The organism is Carbonicoccus niuqiaonis, assembly GCF_050157065.1.
Lineage (GTDB): Bacteria > Actinomycetota > Actinomycetes > Propionibacteriales > Propionibacteriaceae > Avipropionibacterium.
The window spans coordinates 3,854,671-3,871,600 of the sequence record NZ_CP189573.1; the positions used below are offsets into that span (position 1 = coordinate 3,854,671).

General features: G+C 69.4%; 15 protein-coding genes and 1 pseudogene. 12 read left to right on the forward strand and 4 right to left on the reverse strand.

Annotated elements, in window-relative coordinates:
• Positions 1–85 precede the first annotated feature (85 nt).
• Positions 86–1,735, forward strand: a complete 1,650-nt coding sequence (locus ACQBAU_RS17560; protein WP_465255414.1) for an HNH endonuclease signature motif containing protein — start codon at positions 86–88, stop codon at positions 1,733–1,735.
• Here the strand turns inward: ACQBAU_RS17560 and lysS are convergent, their stop codons facing one another.
• On the reverse strand, positions 1,736–3,220 hold the full coding sequence (gene lysS, locus ACQBAU_RS17565) for a lysine--tRNA ligase (protein ID WP_465255723.1): 1,485 nt from the start codon (positions 3,218–3,220) through the stop codon (positions 1,736–1,738).
• 129 nt (positions 3,221–3,349) lie between these two features.
• On the opposite strand from lysS, the gene ACQBAU_RS17570 reads away from it, so the two are divergent.
• The 5 genes and pseudogenes from ACQBAU_RS17570 to ACQBAU_RS17590 form a co-directional block, all read left to right on the forward strand.
• Positions 3,350–3,802 (forward strand): hypothetical protein, encoded by a 453-nt coding sequence (locus tag ACQBAU_RS17570; protein ID WP_434549683.1) that lies wholly within the window; start codon positions 3,350–3,352, stop codon positions 3,800–3,802.
• 192 nt (positions 3,803–3,994) lie between these two features.
• Positions 3,995–4,987 carry a siderophore ABC transporter substrate-binding protein gene (locus ACQBAU_RS17575; RefSeq protein ID WP_465255413.1) on the forward strand — a complete coding sequence of 331 codons (993 nt, stop codon included), beginning with the start codon at positions 3,995–3,997 and terminating at the stop codon, positions 4,985–4,987.
• A 127-nt stretch (positions 4,988–5,114) separates the two neighbouring features.
• Positions 5,115–6,005 (forward strand): ABC transporter permease, encoded by an 891-nt coding sequence (locus ACQBAU_RS17580; RefSeq protein WP_465259410.1) that lies wholly within the window; start codon positions 5,115–5,117, stop codon positions 6,003–6,005.
• Positions 5,998–7,053, forward strand: coding sequence for an iron chelate uptake ABC transporter family permease subunit (locus tag ACQBAU_RS17585; protein ID WP_434549685.1), 1,056 nt, complete (start codon positions 5,998–6,000; stop codon positions 7,051–7,053). The genes ACQBAU_RS17580 and ACQBAU_RS17585 overlap by 8 nt, the downstream gene beginning before the upstream one ends.
• Before the next feature lie 34 nt (positions 7,054–7,087).
• Positions 7,088–7,805: pseudogene (locus ACQBAU_RS17590) on the forward strand (iron ABC transporter ATP-binding protein); the annotation flags it as partial.
• Here ACQBAU_RS17590 and ACQBAU_RS17595 read toward each other — a convergent pair.
• Positions 7,799–8,629 (reverse strand): siderophore-interacting protein, encoded by an 831-nt coding sequence (locus ACQBAU_RS17595; RefSeq protein WP_434549687.1) that lies wholly within the window; start codon positions 8,627–8,629, stop codon positions 7,799–7,801. The pseudogene ACQBAU_RS17590 and the gene ACQBAU_RS17595 overlap by 7 nt on opposite strands.
• A 293-nt stretch (positions 8,630–8,922) precedes the next feature.
• Here ACQBAU_RS17595 and ACQBAU_RS17600 point away from each other — a divergent pair, with 293 nt between their 5' ends.
• From ACQBAU_RS17600 to ACQBAU_RS17620, 5 genes are all read left to right on the forward strand, one after another.
• Entirely contained in the window at positions 8,923–10,536 is a 1,614-nt protein-coding gene (locus ACQBAU_RS17600) for a circularly permuted type 2 ATP-grasp protein (protein ID WP_434549688.1), read from the forward strand.
• Complete coding sequence (locus tag ACQBAU_RS17605; protein ID WP_434549689.1) at positions 10,530–11,459, forward strand: alpha-E domain-containing protein; 930 nt, start codon at positions 10,530–10,532, stop codon at positions 11,457–11,459. Before ACQBAU_RS17600 ends, ACQBAU_RS17605 begins: the two co-directional genes overlap by 7 nt.
• Positions 11,459–12,319, forward strand: a complete 861-nt coding sequence (locus ACQBAU_RS17610) for a transglutaminase family protein (RefSeq protein WP_434549690.1) — start codon at positions 11,459–11,461, stop codon at positions 12,317–12,319. The genes ACQBAU_RS17605 and ACQBAU_RS17610 overlap by 1 nt, the downstream gene beginning before the upstream one ends.
• A gap of 9 nt (positions 12,320–12,328) precedes the next feature.
• Positions 12,329–12,835, forward strand: a complete 507-nt coding sequence (locus ACQBAU_RS17615) for a YbjQ family protein (RefSeq protein WP_434549691.1) — start codon at positions 12,329–12,331, stop codon at positions 12,833–12,835.
• A 111-nt stretch (positions 12,836–12,946) separates the two neighbouring features.
• Entirely contained in the window at positions 12,947–13,837 is an 891-nt protein-coding gene (locus ACQBAU_RS17620) for a GTP-binding protein LepA (protein WP_434549692.1), read from the forward strand.
• On the opposite strand, the gene ACQBAU_RS17625 is transcribed toward ACQBAU_RS17620, so the two are convergent.
• Positions 13,819–14,502, reverse strand: a complete 684-nt coding sequence (locus ACQBAU_RS17625; protein ID WP_465255412.1) for an HAD-IA family hydrolase — start codon at positions 14,500–14,502, stop codon at positions 13,819–13,821. The genes ACQBAU_RS17620 and ACQBAU_RS17625 overlap by 19 nt on opposite strands.
• A 115-nt stretch (positions 14,503–14,617) precedes the next feature.
• Between ACQBAU_RS17625 and ACQBAU_RS17630 the strand changes: the two genes are divergently transcribed.
• Positions 14,618–16,249 (forward strand): MinD/ParA family ATP-binding protein, encoded by a 1,632-nt coding sequence (locus tag ACQBAU_RS17630; protein WP_465255411.1) that lies wholly within the window; start codon positions 14,618–14,620, stop codon positions 16,247–16,249.
• 34 nt (positions 16,250–16,283) lie between these two features.
• Here the strand turns inward: ACQBAU_RS17630 and ACQBAU_RS17635 are convergent, their stop codons facing one another.
• Positions 16,284–16,850, reverse strand: coding sequence for an AMIN-like domain-containing (lipo)protein (locus ACQBAU_RS17635; RefSeq protein WP_434549695.1), 567 nt, complete (start codon positions 16,848–16,850; stop codon positions 16,284–16,286).
• Between the last annotated feature and the right edge of the window lie 80 nt (positions 16,851–16,930).

The window sequence follows — 16,930 nt, forward strand, 5'->3', positions numbered from 1 at the left end:
TTCTCCTGCGGGGGTTCACCGTGACTGAATCCCTGAGCCACGGCGGCCCCGACGCCGCCGTGCGCGACAGCGAAGGGACCACGACATGACCACGACGAGCCTCGCCGATCGAGCGCCAGACCGGACGACCCCGAACCAGAGGACCCCGAACCAGACGACCCCGCACCGGACGTGCCTGACCGATCAACCCGAGGGGACCATGCCGGTCGATCGCGCCGGGGCCGAAGCCCTGGGCGGTCAGGTGATGGCGGCCGCGGCCGACGTCGCCCGGCACCAGGCTGCCCTGCTACGGCTGGTCGGCGAGTTCGACGCATGCGATGCGGTGCGTTGGTGGCACGACCTCACCTCGGTCGCACACTGGTTGTCGTGGGCCTGTTCCTTGGCCCCGGGTACGGCCCGCGAACACGTCCGGGTCGCCCGGGCCCTGCGGCGCATGCCACAGACGGTGGCCGAGTTCGAGGCCGGCACCCTGTCGTACTCGAAGGTTCGTTCACTGACCCGACTGGTGGACGACCACGACGAGGAGGCCCTGCTCGAGCTGGCCCGGCACGCGACGGCCTCCCAACTCGACCGGACCGTCGCCGCCTACCGGGCCCACCCCGGCGTCCACGCCGACCGTGAGCCGCGGACCAGGGTCAGTTGGACCAATCGCGACGACGGCTGCGTCCAACTCAGTGCCGTCCTCAGCCCCGAACAGGGCGCCGCGGTGATCGCCGCGCTCGAGGCCGCCGCCGAGGCCAACTCCGTCCCGGAGCCTGCGGTCGGCGACGTCGTTCCGCCCGCCGACCAGCAGGAGTCCCACGCCGACCGGCGGCGGCGTGCCAAGATCGACGGCCTGGTCGAGATCGCCAACCACTACCTCAACAACTCCCCCGACCAGTTCTCCGGTGAGGATCGGACGATGGTGGTCGTCGACGTCAACGCCGCTCAGCTCGTCCCGGACACTCCCGCGGGAACGTCCCCGGACGCCGGAACCACCGGCGGACCCGACGACGACGGGCCGCTGTCCCATGGCACCTGCCGGGTCCGTGGCCACGGCAACGTCGAAGGCGCCACCGCGCGGCGGCTCGCGTGCAGTGGCGTGGCGCTCGGGGTGATCCGTGCTCCCGACGGTGAGCCACTCAGCCTGGGCCGGACGAAGCGACTCGGTACGCGGGCCCAGCGCCGGGCCCTGATGGTCCGGGACCAGCACTGCCAGTTTCCCGGGTGCCGGCGAACCCGCAACCTGAAGGTGCACCACATCGTCCACTGGCTCGACGGTGGCCGTACCGACCTCGACAACCTCATGTTGCTCTGCCAGCACCACCACACCGCCGTCCATGAAGGCGGCCTGACCATCACCCGCCGCCGCGACGTCGATCCGCACACCACCGGCGCGCTCGGTGCTGCACGCTGGCGCTTCAGTCGCCCCGACGGCAGTGCGGTGCTACCGACGATCCACGCGGACGACGTCCGACTGGTCCTGCCACCGCTGTGGGACCTCGAGGGGAATCCGCTCACCGGCGAGGAGCGGCAGCGGGCCGAGGCCCAACGTGAGGAACTGATCACCGAGCACGAGCGGCGCCGGACCCACCACGCCGACCGGGAGCGCGACCTTCGTGCCCGCTACGGGCACGTCGACGGCACCAGCCACACCGAGGCCCGCGCGCTGATGCCGATCGGCGGCGGCGCGGGGTTCAGCCTGCACAACTGCGTCGAGGTCCTGTTCAGCGCCCAACGCCGCGCGGCGGCATGATCAACTCCCCGGCTTGAGCAGCGGGAACAGGATCGTCTCGCGGATACCGGCTCCGGTCAGCAGCATCAACAAGCGGTCGATGCCGAGCCCGAGACCGCCCATCGGAGGGACGCCGAACTCCAACGCAGCAAGGAAGTCCTCGTCCAGCTGCATGGCCTCCTCGTCACCGGCGGCTGCGGCCTTCGACTGCGCGACCAGGCGCTCCCGCTGGATCACCGGGTCGATCAGCTCGGAGAAGCCGGTGCCCCGCTCGACCCCGCCGATGAACAGGTCCCACGCCTCCACCAGTCCGGGCTTCGACCGGTGCGGACGCGCCAGCGGCTGCGCAATCTCGGGGTAGTCGCACACGAAGGTGGGCTGCACCAGTTTCGGCTCGGCGAGCAGCTCGAACAGTTCGATGGCGATCTTCTGGTCCACCCAGGCCGGATCGACCTCCAACTCGTGCTGCTCCGCGTACGCGGTCAGCCGGTCGCGCGGGGTGTCGACGCCGACCTCTTCGCCGAGCTCGTGCGACAGCGCCTCGTACATCCCGATCCACGGCCACTCACCGTCGAGGTCGATCGTCTCGCGACCGTCCCCGGCCTGGGCCGGCTCGATCTGGCGGGTCCCGATCGCGGTGTCGGCAGCGTCGACGATCACCTGCTGGGTGACCGCGGCGATGGTGCGTTGATCACCCCACGCCTGGTACGCCTCGAGCATCGTGAACTCGGCACTGTGGCTGGAGTCGAGGCCCTCGTTGCGGAAGATGCGACCCATCTCGTACACCCGGTCGATCCCGCCGACCATGGCCCGCTTCAGGAAAAGCTCCAGCGCGATCCGCAGCGTCATGTCCTGATCGAAGGCGTTCAGGTGGGTCCGGAAGGGCCGGGCGGTCGCCCCGCCGTGCACCAACTGCAGGACCGGCGTCTCGATCTCCAGGAATCCCTCCCCGTGCAGGGTTTCGCGCACCGAGCGGGTGACCGCGGCCCGAATGCGTACCATCTCCCGGGCCTCGTCGCGGACCACCATGTCGGCGTGCCGCTGCCGGACCCGGGTCTCCTCGGACAGTTCGTTGTGCAGGGTCGGCAGCGGCCGCAAGGCCTTGGCCGCCATCTGCCACGAGGTCGCCATCACCGACAGCTCACCGCGACGGGAACTGATCACGCGCCCCTCGACGAAGACGTGATCACCAAGATCGACATCGGACTTCCAGGCCGCCAACGACTCCTCGCCCACCTCGGCGAGCGACAACATCAGCTGCAGCCGGGCCCCGTCGGCGGTCAGCCCGAAGCCTTCCTGCACGGTGGCGAAACACAGCTTCCCGGTGTTGCGGACGAACACCACACGCCCGGCCACGCCGACGACGTCATCGGTCTCCTGGCCGGTCTCGAGCGATCCCCACTTGTCCCGCACCTCGGCCAAGGTGTGCGTCCGGGGCACCTCCACCGGGTACGGCTGCCGCCCGTCGGCCAACAGCTTGGCGCGCTTCTCGCGTCGCACCTGCAGCTGTTCCGGGACGGACGGGTTTGCCCCTGCGGGCGGGACGGTCGATTCCTGCTGGCTCACCGCGCCAGCCTATCGGCCACCCTGCGCCGCCACCCTTGGCCCGCCACCTCGTGCTGCCAGAATGCGTACATGTCGACCCGTCCGTACGAGAGCCCGCAGGATCCGATGCCGGTCGAGCCGGGCCCCGACACGTACGGACAGCTGGTGCTGCACCTGGCCGGACCGGTGGCGCTCTTCGGCACCTCGGCGTGGGAGCCGGCGGTGACGATCGACGACTTCCCCGCCCGGGTGCACTGGGGCACCAACACGATCAATGCCCCGGTCGGACGACGACGAATCGAGATCCAGTGCCAGCACCCGATCCACCCGTACGGCCGGGCGTCCTGGGTGGCCGAGGTGCATCCCGGCCGCCGGACCGAGGTCTTCTACGCCGCACCGCACTCCTACTACGCCCCGGGTGCCGTCGGCGACGAGCCACAGAAGCGCGCCGGCCGGTGGCACGTCCTGCTGCCGCTGTACGTGGGAGCGGGCTCCCTCGTCGCCGTGGTGCTGGGCTTCGTCCTGTTGGCTCTGCTCTCCTGACGTCGCTGTTTCCTTGCCCCGTCTCCCAATCCGTGAGATGCGACTTGCTGGTTGCGCGCGAACTAAGGTTAGCCTAGCCTTCGGCGCGGTGTTGATCGTGTGGCCGGAACTCCGGCCTCCCAGCACCCAGGCCAGTTCGTCGGGCATCGGTGCCCCGACACCCATCACCTGAAACCCCGGGAGACCTTGACCATGCTCATGAACCGTCGCCGCCTGCTGGCGCTCACCGCCGCCTCCTCCACGGCGGTGCTCGGCCTGGCGGCCTGTTCCACCAACGCAGCACCGGGGGCCGGCGGCTCGGCCCCGGCCACCAGTACGGTCGACATCGAGGACAACCACGGCACCAAGACCGTCACCCTGCCGCCGCAGCGCGTCGTCGCCACCGACAACCGGCTGTTCGAGACGTTGGCCAGCTGGGAGGTCAAGCTCGCGGCCGCTCCGGTCAACCTGATCGCCGCCGACAACCCGTACAAGTCCGACGACACGATCATCAACCTCGGTTCGCACCGCGAACCCGACCTCGAGGCCGTGGTGGCGGTCGACCCGGACCTCATCCTGAACGGCCAGCGGTTCGCCTCGCAGTACGAGGAGTTCGGCAAGCTGGTCCCCGAGGCCGTGATCGTCGAGCTGGATCCGCGCGACGGCGAACCGTTCGACGCCGAGCTGAAGCGGCAGATCGAGGGCCTGGGCACGATCTTCGACCGCACCGAGGACGCCACGCAGCTGATCGCCGACTTCGACGCAGCCGCGCAGCGTGTCAAGGACGCCTACGACCCACAGCACAAGGTGATGGCCGTGATCACCTCCGGCGGCGAGATCAACTACGCCGCGCCGGGCAGCGGCCGTACCCTCGGGCCGGTGTTCGACATCTTGGGCCTCACCCCGGCGATCAAGGCCGACGGCTCGGGCGACCACCAGGGCGACGACATCTCGGTCGAGGCGATCGCCGCCTCGAACCCCGTCCTCATCCTGGTGATGGACCGTGACGCCGCCGTCAGCGCCAACTCGGGTGAGGACTACACCCCGGCCAACGAACTGCTGGCCAACTCCGAGGCACTGCAGAACGTGACGGCCATCAAGGAGGACCGGATCGTCTACATGCCGCAGTACACGTACGTGAACGAGGGCATCCAGACCTACACCACCTTCTTCAACACGATCGCCGACAAGCTCGAGGGCAACTGACATCAGCACGACCACGCAACTCGAATCGGCCTCGGACACCCCTGTCCGGGGCCGGTCCCGGGTCGCCAAGGGGCGGCTGCTGACGTGGCCACTCCTGGTCGGCGTCCTCGTCACCACCGGGCTTGTGGTGTCGTCGTTGTTCATCGGGGTGTACGACATCTTCGGCGCTCCCGACGGCGTAGCCATGTTCGCGATCACCCGGGTCCCGCGCACCATCGCGCTGGTGCTGGCCGGGGCCGCGATGGCGATGTCGGGTCTGGTGATGCAGCAGGTCACCCAGAACCGGTTCGTCGAGCCGACCACGACCGGCACCACCGAGTGGGCCGGCCTCGGCCTGTTGCTGGTGATGATCATCTCCCCGGAGGCGCCACTGCTGATCAAGATGACCGTCGCCGTACTCGCGGCCTTCGGCGGCACCATGATCTTCTTCGCGTTCCTGCGCCGGGTGACGCTCAAGTCGTCGATCATCGTTCCGATCGTTGGCATGATGCTCGGCGCCGTGGTCGGTGCGATCTCGTCGTTCATCGCGCTGTCCACCAACACCCTGCAGAGCCTGGGTGTCTGGTTCCTCGGCTCGTTCACCTCGGTGCTGCGCGGTCAGTACGAACCCCTGTGGGCCATCCTGATCATTGTCGTCGCGGTCTTCATCGCCGCCGACCGGTTCACCGTGGCCGGGCTCGGCGAGGACATCGCGACCAACGTCGGGGTCAACTACAACCGGGTCATCCTGCTGGGCACCGGACTGATCGCCGCCGCCACCGGCATCGTCACCGTGGTGATCGGCAATCTCCCCTTCCTGGGCCTGATCGTGCCGAACGTGATCTCGCTGTTCCGCGGCGACGACCTGCGTTCGAACCTGCCATGGGTCTGCCTGCTCGGGATCAGCCTGGTCACTGTGTGCGACATCATCGGCCGCACCATCGTGATGCCCTTCGAGATCCCGGTCGCGACGATCCTGGCCATGATCGGCGCCGTGGTGTTCATCTTCCTGCTGTTGCGGACGCGTCGCCGTGGCTGAGGCACTGCTGGTCAACGAACCAACCACCACCAACACCGCGGACGACGGTCGGCGGACGCACGCCTGGCCTTCGCTCAAGGGCGCCAAGCGCTACACCCTGATCTTCACGATCCTGCTCGGCCTGGCCGTCGCCATCACCGTCGGCACCCTCGCCTGGGACAACCCCCTACCCGTCGGCACCACCGGCTTCTGGCGGATCGCGAACCTGCGGGCCACCAACCTGGTCATCGTGCTGGTCGTCGCGATCTGCCAGTCACTGGCCACGGTCGCCTTCCACACCGTGACCAACAACCGCATCATCACCCCGTCGATCATGGGCTTCGAGTCGTTGTACCGGGTCATCCAGACCGGCGCGGTGTTCCTGTTCGGAGTCGCTGGGATCACCATGGTGCAAGGGATCGGACAGTTCATCGGCCAGGTCGCGGTGATGGTGCTGTTCTCGGCACTGCTGTACGGCTGGTTGCTGTCGGGGCGGTTCGGCAACATGCACATCATGCTGCTGGTCGGCATCGTGATCGGCGGCGGCCTCGGCGCGTTGTCCACGTTCATGCAGCGACTGCTCACCCCCACCGAGTTCGACGTGCTCACCGCTCGGTTGATCGGCAGCGTCGCCAACGCCGACGCCACCTACCTCGGCTTCTCGATCCCGCTCGCCGTGGCTGCCGGCGGGCTGCTCTGGTTGGGCTACCAGCGGCTGAACGTGCTGGCACTGGGACGCGAGGTGGCGGTCAACCTCGGGGTGAACCATCGCCGCCAGACGATCATCGTGCTGCTGCTGGTGTCGGTGCTGATGGCGGTGTCCACCTCCCTGGTCGGGCCGATGACCTTCTTCGGCTTCCTGGTCGCGATGCTGGCGTACCAGCTCGCCGACACCCACGACCACCGGTTCGTCTTCCCGATCGCCTGCCTGACCGGCTTCGTGGTGCTCGGCGGCTCCTACTTCGTGCTCAAGCACATCTTCTACGCGGCCGGGTCGGTCGGCATCATCATCGAGATCGTCGGCGGCACCGCCTTCTTGGTCCACATCATCCGAAAGGGGCGCTTGTGATCACCTGCCAGACCGTGGCCAAGAGCTACAGCGACGAGGTGTCGATCGGGCCGGTCGACCTTCACATCCCCGCCGGCGGCATCACCGCCCTGGTGGGACCCAACGGCGCGGGCAAGTCGACGCTGCTGACCATGATCGGCCGGTTGCTCGGGATGGACCGGGGCGCGATCGAGATCGCGGGGTACGACGTCGCCTCGACCAAGTCGAAGGACCTCGCCAAGATCGTCTCGATCCTGCGGCAGGAGAACCACTTCATCACCCGGCTGACGATCCGCCAGCTCGTCGGCTTCGGCCGCTTCCCGTACAGCGCCGGCCGGTTGACCGTCGTCGACGAGGACGTGATCAACAAGGCGATCAGCTTCCTCGGCCTCGAGGAGCTGGAGAATCGCTACCTCGACGAGCTGTCGGGTGGTCAGCGGCAGCGCGCGTACGTGGCGATGGTGCTCGCCCAGGACACCGAGTACGTGCTGCTGGACGAGCCGCTGAACAACCTCGACATGCGCCACTCGGTGCAGATGATGAAGCACCTGCGGCGAGCCGCCACCGAGCTGCGACGCACCATCGTGATCGTGCTGCACGACATCAACTTCGCCGCCCACTACGCCGACCACATCTGCGCGATGAAGAACGGCGAGGTCAGCCACTTCGGCACACCGGACGAGATCATGCGAGAAACCGTGCTGTCGGAGATCTTCGACACCCGGGTGGACGTGGTCGAGGGTCCCCGCGGCCGACTCGCGGTGTACTACTGACCCTCGGCGAGGGCCGCCTCCTGCTCGTCGACCGGCTGCAGCCACGCCCGCTTGTCCTGTCGCCACCCCGCGTCGTCGAGGCCGAACTTCCAGTAGCCGGAGATCGACATCTCCTTCGCCGACAGGCCGCGGTCCACCCGCAGGTGCCGCCGCAACCCGCGGACGAAACCGGCCTCCCCGTGCACGAACGGCGCGATCGGGCCGAGAGCCTGCCACTGCACCACGTACTCGGTGGCGCGGGCGTACCCGCGCACCAGGTCGGGATCGACGATCCACTCGACCGGCAGCGGCCCGGGCAACGGCCGGACGTCGGCCTCGTCCTCCACCACCACGACGACCTGGCCGTTCGCTCCGGCCGGCAGCACCTCCAGCGCCGCCTCGATCGCTGGCAGCGCGGAGAGGTCACCGACCAACAGGTGCGTCACGTCGCCGGTCGGCGGGGCGTACCCGCCACCGGGACCGCGGAACGTCACCGTCTCGCCGACCTGGACGTTGCGCGCCCACGGACCTGCCAGCCCCTCGTCGCCGTGCACGACCATGTCGAGGTCGAACTCGCCGGCCTCGACCCGCCAGTTGCGGATCGTGTACGTCCGCAGCACGGGATCGCCGTCGGCATCGGGCAGCGCCAGCTTCAGGTACACGTCGGTGCAGTCGTTGGGCGCCACCTCACCGCTGCTGACCGCCTCGCTGTGCACGGCCACCCGGATCAGGTGGGGGCTCAGCACCTCCTTCGACCGGACGGTCGCGGTGTGGGCCGGGCGATCCTTGCGGCCCTTGCGGTCCTGGGGATCGGGCCGGTCCTGGGGTTGGGGGCGATCAGTCACGCGGTTCACCTTATCTTCGTCAGCATCATCGGAATCGGGCCCGGCACCGAGCAGCAGCACCACCGGCGACGACGAACGGCCCGGCCGGGAGCACAGGACGTTCCCGACCGGGCAGGTCGCCGCCACGCCCGACGGGGCAAGGGTCGGGCCGGCGCTTCCAGAGGACAGCTGGGAACGAGCTCCAGCTGGGTACTAAGGCAAGCCTAAGCTAACAACCTCCCCGGGTGGATGCCAGTCCACGGTCGTGTGAGGGCGGTCACGGGGCTGGCCGGCAGCGAAGTAGAGTCCCGCACATGGCGGACATGTTTGCGCGGTACCCGAGCGGAGGGCCTGCCCATGACGAGATGGTCGACTCCTCCGGCGCCGTCCGGCCCTCGTACGCCGCCCTGCACGAGACGCTGCGCGGCCTCGGCCCCGAGGAACTGCACAACATCGCCGAGTCACTGGCCAGCAACTACTTCGACGCCGGCGTCACCTTCGACGTCGGTGGGGTGGAGCGGCCGTTCCCGCTCGACGTCGTACCGCGCATCCTCGCCGAGCAGGAGTGGGAGACCATCTCGACCGGGGTGGCGCAGCGGGTCCGCGCCCTGGAGGCCTTCTTGGGCGACGTGTACGGCCGGCAGTCGCTGCTCACCGACGAGGTGATCCCGCGCCGGTTGATCACCTCCTCGACCCACTACCAGCGAGCCGTGCACGGGGTCGCCCCACCCAACGGCGTCCGGATCCACGTCGCCGGGATCGACCTGATCCGCACCCCGCAGGGGGACGTGAGGGTACTCGAGGACAACGTGCGCGTGCCGAGCGGGGTGTCGTACGTGATGACCAACCGGCAGGCGATGGTGTCGGCCCTGCCGGGCGCCTTCCGGCACACCCGGATCCGGCCGGTGTCGGGCTATCCGCAACGACTGCTCGCCGCGCTGCGCGCCGCCCGGCCGACCGGGGTGGACGACCCGACCGTGGTGGTGCTCACCCCCGGGGTCTACAACTCCGCCTACTTCGAGCACACGCTGTTGGCACGCAGCATGGGTGTCGAGCTCGTCGAGGGACGCGACCTGGTCTGCCGTCGCGGACGGGTCTACATGCGCACCACCCAGGGCCTGCGGCGGGTCGACGTGATCTACCGGCGGGTCGACGACGACTTCCTCGACCCGGTGCACTTCCGACCCGACTCGATGCTCGGCGTGCCCGGTCTGGTGAACGCGGTCCGGACCGGCGGGGTGGTGCTGGCGAACGCGCTGGGCAACGGGGTCGCCGACGACAAGCTGCTCTACACCTACGTACCGGACCTGATCAAGTACTACCTCGGCGAGGAACCGATCATCGCCAACGTCGACACCTGGCGGCTGGAGGAGCCCGACGCCCGCGAGGAGGTGCTCGACCGACTCGACGAGTTGGTCGTCAAGCCGGTCGACGGGTCCGGCGGCAAGGGCATCGTGATCGGCCCCTTCGCCACCGCCGAGGAGCTCGCCGCCCTGCGCGAACGGGTGTTGGCCGAGCCGCGCGGCTGGATCGCACAACCGCTGGTGCAGCTGTCGACGGTGCCGACTCTGGTCGACGACGAGATCGCACCCCGACACGTCGACCTGCGACCGTTCGCGGTCAACAACGGCGACGAGGTGTGGGTGCTGCCCGGCGGGCTGACCCGGGTCGCGTTGCCCGAGGGCGAACTGATCGTGAACTCCAGCCGGGGTGGCGGTTCGAAGGACACCTGGGTGGTCGCCGGTCGGGCCGGCGGTGCCGCCGAGGGCGAGGTCACCGACACCACACCCGGTACGGTGCGTCCCGAGCACATCGTCGCGCCGTCGGTGCCACGACCCGAGGGGGAGTCGATGGACGCCAGTCACACCGAACAGGTCCAGCAACAACAGCAGCACCATGATCAGGACGAGGGGGTGGCGTCGTGCTGAGCCGGATCGCCGAATCACTGTTCTGGATCGGCCGCTACATCGAGCGGGCCGAGGACACCGCCCGCTTCCTCGACGTCCACCTGCGACTGCTGGTGGAGGACCCGTGGAAGTCCGAGGACGACGCCTGCCGTGACCTGCTGAGCCTGATGGGGTTGCAGGTCGACCATCCCGATCGGGAGATGCTGGTGCAGCTGCTGGCCCACGACACCACCAGCACCGCCTCCATCGCCTCCAGCTGGGGGGCCGCCCGCGACAACGCCCGTCGGGCCCGGGAGGTCATCCCGTCGGAGGTGTGGGAGGTGATCAACACCACCTGGCACCAACTGCCGGCCCGTCGTCGTGGCGGCCACACCGCCTTCTGCAACTGGGCCCGGGAGCGGTCGGCGCTGTTGATGGGCACCGCCCGCTCGGCGATGGTGCACGACGAGGGCTACCAGTTCTTCATCCTCGGCCGGCACCTCGAACAGGCCGACATGACCGCCCGGCTGGTGTCGGCGGCGACCCTGGTCGGCACCAACCCGTGGCCGGCCGTGCTGCGCGGCTGTGGTGCCCACGACGCCTTCCTGCGCACCTACCGCGGCGTGCAGGCAGGCCGCGAGGCGGCGGAGTTCCTGATCCAGGACGACCGCTTCCCACGGTCGGTGATGTACGGCCTGGTCGGGGCCACCAATTCACTGGAGTTGATCACGCCCCTGCTCGGCGGCTCGGGCCCGGGCCGTACGGAGGCCCGGGACACCCTGTACCAGTTGGGTCGGTTGCGTGCGCGGTTGACGTACACCCCGATGACAGACCTGTTGGACAATCTGGCCGAATACATGGTGGAGGTGCAGGAGGGCTGTGACTTGGTGACCAAGATCATTTCGGGCAGCTTCTTCTCCGTCACCGACACCACCACGTCGTGGGTCACCGAGGGGGTCGGCTGATGCGTCTCAGTGTTGATCATGTGACGGGGTTCGAGTACGCCTCGCCGGTCCGGGCCTCCTACAACGAGGCGCGACTCACCCCGCTGACCTCGGCCCGGCAGAGCGTGTGGAGCAGCCGGGTCACCATCGACCCGTCGCCGTGGTCGTACACCTACACCGACTACTGGGGCAGCCAGGTCACCGCATTCGAACTGCACGACCAGCACCGAACCCTGTCGGTACAGGGATTCTCGGTGGTGGAGACCCGCGACCCCGAGCATGACTGGGCCCACTCCCCGCAGGTGTTCTCCGACGAGTACGACTTCGCCCGACTGCACTCCGACGCGCTGATGGACCGTCACGCCGAGCTGTTGGTGAACGCCGACCGGACCCGCCCACCGACCGAGCTGGCAGCCCGGACCCGACAACTCGCCGCCGCCAGTGACCCACGCCAGACCGTGCTCGACGTGTGCGAGGTGATCAGCGACCACCTGGAGTACCAGGGCGGCTCGACACAGGTGCAGTCCACCGCGGCCGAGGCGTGGCAGGGCGGACGCGGGGTCTGCCAGGACTTCGCCCACCTCGCGATCGGTGCCCTGCGCACCGTCGGCATCCCGAGCCGGTACGTGTCGGGCTACCTGCACCCGCGGGGCACGACGGCCGAGATCGGCTCGGAGGTCGAGGGTGAGAGCCACGCCTGGTTCGAGTTCTGGTGCGGCCAGTGGTACGCCTACGACCCGTCGAGTCGCCGGGTGCCCGGGGAGGCGTACGTCCGGATCGGCCACGGCCGCGACTACCTGGACGTGGCCCCACTCCGCGGCACCTACGCCGGCGGCGAATCGGAGATGTTCGTGACCGTCACCTTGACCCGTCTCGGCTGAGGAGAGCCCATGACCAACCCACCACAACAAGGCGGCGCGCCGTGGGGACCACCACCGGACCAGCCCGGGTGGGGTGACACCACCCACCTCGCCCCACCCCAGCAGGCCCCACCACCTCAGCAGGCCCAGCACCCCGGGTACGGCCACGCCCCGTACGGTCAACCCGGCCACCAGGGCGCGCAGGGGCAGCAGGGTGCGCAGGGTCAACAGGCACAGCGGGCGATCACGGTGGTGACGACCGAGACCATTGCGGGCCGGCAGGTGACCCGCTCCCTGGGCGAGGTGATCGGCGTAGCCACGCGCTCCCGCGAGATCGGCCGCAAGGAGAACCCCGACACGGCCTACCCCGCGCTGTTGCTGCGGTCGCGGCAGGAGGCGGTCGCGAAGATGATCGAGATGGCCCAGGCCGCCGGCGCCGACGCGGTGGTGGGGTTGGCGTTCGACTCCTCCGAGATCACCCAGACGTTGAGCGAGGTCGTCGCGTACGGCACCGCGGTGGAGCTCGATCGCCCCTGAGGCCCGCACCTGCCCTCCGGGTGACCGGTACGACAACTCGAGGTGACCGACCGGTGGGCGTGTTGTCCACCGGCGCAAGGTGAGGGAGACTGTGCGTGGAAGGGAGTCTGCATGCCTCGACAGTTCATCACCGGGCAGAAGATCCGCGAGCACGTCCAGCGGCTCGGTGAGCTGTACCCGCCGATCCCGGTCGACAGCGTCGACTTCACCGTGCACGACCCCACCGAGCTGACGCGCCGGTTCGGGCACGTCCTGGACTACCTCGCCCGGGTCGAGCTCGAGGTCGACCGTAACGTGCTTGAACTGCTGGTCCTGCTGCCCGACGTCGACGAGACCAACCGGATGTTCTACGCCGACGTGTGGCACCCGCAGGAGATCCAGCACGGGCTGATCCTCGACCGGTTGCAGACCGACCTCGGCCAGCCACCGGCCGTGCCGACCAACGACGTCGCGGCCCGGGTGAAGTTGCTCGCCCCGCTGGCCCACATCAAGCCGATCCAGGAGATCGTCCGCTTCCTGTACTTCCTCACCGGCGCCAGCACCGAGCGGCAGGCCGTACTCGCCTACAACCGGCTGACCGGCGGGCTCAACGAGATGGGCGAGACCGCGATCGCGGAGACGCTGATCGGCCCGATCAAGCAGCAGGAGCCCGGGCACTTCGCGTTCTACCAGATGTCGGCGACCTCGATGATCCAGCACGAGGTGCTCAAGCCGTGGCAGCTCTACCTGGCCAGGATCCTGCGGGAGCGGTCGTTCGGGCTGGTCGGCACCAACCACAACAACGAGTACCGCAAGCAGTACGGCGGAGTCGTGGTCGCCCTGGGGCTGGACGAGAAGCTCGAGTCGTACGCCCGGGAGATCGGCCGGCTCGAGGCTCGGCTGCTGTGGGCCAAGGAGAAGGGGATGGAGTTCCCCCCGTACGTCCTCCGGTCACTGCGCGAGAGCGTCTCGATGTATCGCGACGAGATCCTCGGCGGCGGCGCTCAGTCCGCGACCGCCTGAGCCAACACCTCCAGCCGGACCCGCCCGTCGACCACGCTGAACCGCACCTGCGACAGGTCGGGCACGACGTGGTCGGCCGTCAGGTCGGCCGCCGCGCTCGTCGTCGTCACCGCAAGGGTGGCGCAGCCGGCGGCGCGGGCGGCGGTCAGCCCGGACGGGGCGTCCTCCACCACCAGGCAGTCGGCCGGGTCGACCCCGAGTCGCCGGGCCGCCAACAGGAACGGGTCGGGTGCCGGCTTGCCGTGCTCCACGTCATCGGCGGTCACCACGACGTCGGGCCGGACCAGCCCCGACGCCGCCAGCCGGGCGTCGGCCAACTCCCGGGTGCAGGAGGTCGCGATCGCGTTCGGTACGGCGACCAGCGCGGCCAACGCTGCGGCCGCCCCCGGCAGCAGGACGATGTCGGAGACGTCGCCGACCTCCAACTCGGTGACGCGCGCGAGTGCGTCAGGCACCTGGTCCGCGGGGACGAACCGGGCGACGATCGAGCGCGCGGGCACCCCGTGAAAGCCCTGCAGGGCCAACGGATCGATGCCGTACTCCACCGCCCAGGCCACCCAGGAACGCACCACCGCCGGAGTCGAGTCGATCAGGGTGCCGTCGAGGTCGAACAGGACGGCGGCGAACGTCGGCGAGGCCGGGTCGGCGGCGGGCTGAGAGCTCACTACTCAACGGTAGCCGAGGCCCAAGATGGAGACTCGTGCAGTGTACGGTTGGGACTCGTCAGAGCCATGCCTTTCCCCATGCACCCTGCCTGCTGTCTCCCGTGAGGAAGTCTCGATGAGTCAAGCCGACGGTCAACGTCCCGAGCCGGACGCCCCGATCTCCCAGACGCCGTGGAGCAACGGGCTGCAGGACCTCGGCAGCTGGGAGCGTCAGCACGCACGTCAGCAGACCGAGGCGCAGCAGGCGGGTGCGCCGGCGAATCCGTTCACCCGGCCACGGCGTGGTCGGACCGATCGACCTGCCGCACCACTGCCGGCACCCGATGGCGAGGACGGGCACCAGGACGGGGCGCCCCGGCGCTCGGCCCCGGGATCGCCGGCCACCCCGCCACGACCCACCGGTCAGCGCCCGCAGGTGCAGCAGGGCCCACCGGCGCAGCAGCCCCCGCGGTTCCAACAGGGCCAGCGGCACCAGCCTGCGCCGGTGCCGCAGCAGGCAAGCCCCGTACGACGGCCCGCCGAGCCCCAACACCAGCCGTCGGCGCCGCAGCACCAGCCGTCCGGACCCCAACACCAGCCGTCGGCGCCGCAGCACCAGCCGTCCGGACCCCAGCACCAGCCGTCCGCGCCCCAACACCAGCCGTCGGCGCCGCAGCAGGGCTGGCCACAGCAACCGGCACCGCAGGGCTGGGGACAGCCGCAACAGCCGCAGACCCAACCCCAACAGCCGCAGACCCAACCCCAACAGCAGCAACCCGCCGCCCGCCCGGAGCCGTACCAGCAGGTGCCGCCGTCCCACCCGGCCGCGACCGGGACGCCGTCGTACTCGGCGAACGACCTGATCGAGCAGCTCAACCCGCAGTCGGCGGTCCGGGCCCGACGGGGCCTGCGCGGCCGGTTGGGCCTCGCCCCGTCGGCCAAGGAGCAGGCCGAGGCCGCCGACGAGGAAGCGGTCCGTACGCCGTTCCCCCGGCCGGTGACGATCATGATCGGCAACCCCAAGGGTGGGGTGGGCAAGACCCCCACCACCTTGATGTTGGCCGCCGCGTTCGGGGTGGTCCGTGGTGGCGGGGTGTGCGCCTGGGACAACAACGAACTGCGCGGGACGATGCCGGACCGGTCGCTGTCGCCGCACCGCCGTACGGTGCGTGACCTGCTGGCCGCGCGGGACGAGCTGAGCCAGCCGCAGTCGCAGTTCACCGAGTTGGCCTATTTCCTCAACCATCAGACGAGCGGCAAGTTCCACACCCTCGGCTCGGCACAGAACTACGGCCACGTGATCAGCAAGGAGGACTTCGAGCTGATCCACGGCATCCTGACGCGCTACTTCCAGATCGTGATCGTCGACACCGGCAACAACGAGGCCTCCCCCAACTGGCTGGCCGCGGCGCACTCCGCCGACTGCCTGGTGGTGCCGACGAAGTGGCGCAAGGACAGCCTGATCCCGGCCGCCCGGATGCTGGAGACCCTGGCCGAGGAGCGTCCCGAACTGCTCCCGCGGACGGTGGTGGTCGCCACCAACGGTCCGATGGACACCCAGGAGGACGTCCGCCGGAATGCCGCCAACTGGTTCGGCCCCGACCAGCAGATCGTGGAGATCCCGACCGACCCGCACGTGGCCGAGGGTGGCGTCATCGAGTACACGAAGTTGCGCCCCCGCACCAAGCGCCAGATGTTGCGGTTGGCGGCCCAGGTCGCCCAGGTGCTGACCACCGCGGCGGCGGAGAGCCCGGTCAAGGGCGACTGACCCCCGACCGGGCCTCCACACAGGTGATCATCGGTCACCACCGGTGGGCGACGTCGATCACCACCCTGGAGTTGCTCCCGGGCCCGGGGAGCACGAACACCCGCATCGGGAGTCGGGCGCGGACACCGAGCCCGATCGTGGTGTACCCCTCGAACGACCCGACCAGCGCCACCTGTCGGAAGGTGGACCACCCGGCGACGTTCACCACCGCCGACCGGTTCGCCGGCCGGAAGGTGCTGTTGCCGCGTGAGTCGTACGCGGGGGCGTGGATCGCGACCCGGATGTCGCCGGCACCGGCCAGCGGCACCGCGTGGCCCGAGCCGTCGGCGCGTACCACGTCGACGTAGCTGACGTGGTAGCCGGTGACGGGTCCGGCGACGTCGACGACGAGCCGGTCGAAGCAGTCGTGGCGTCCGGCGCGGACGTCGACGACGGGGCCAGGTCGCAGCAGCGACGAGGTCTTGGCCGTCGAACCCCACCAGATCCCGCAGTACGGGGTGGCGGCGACGGCATCGGCGGGTGACACGGTGGCCACGGCCGAGGCGGCAAGCACTCCGGCGGCTACCGCAGCAGCCAGACCGGCACGAAGACCGTTCTTCATGATGCCCTCCTTCTCTCACCCGGATCACGTGGTGCACCCGCCATGGGTTGCCACCCGTTGCCATGTCGTGACCCAGTTGG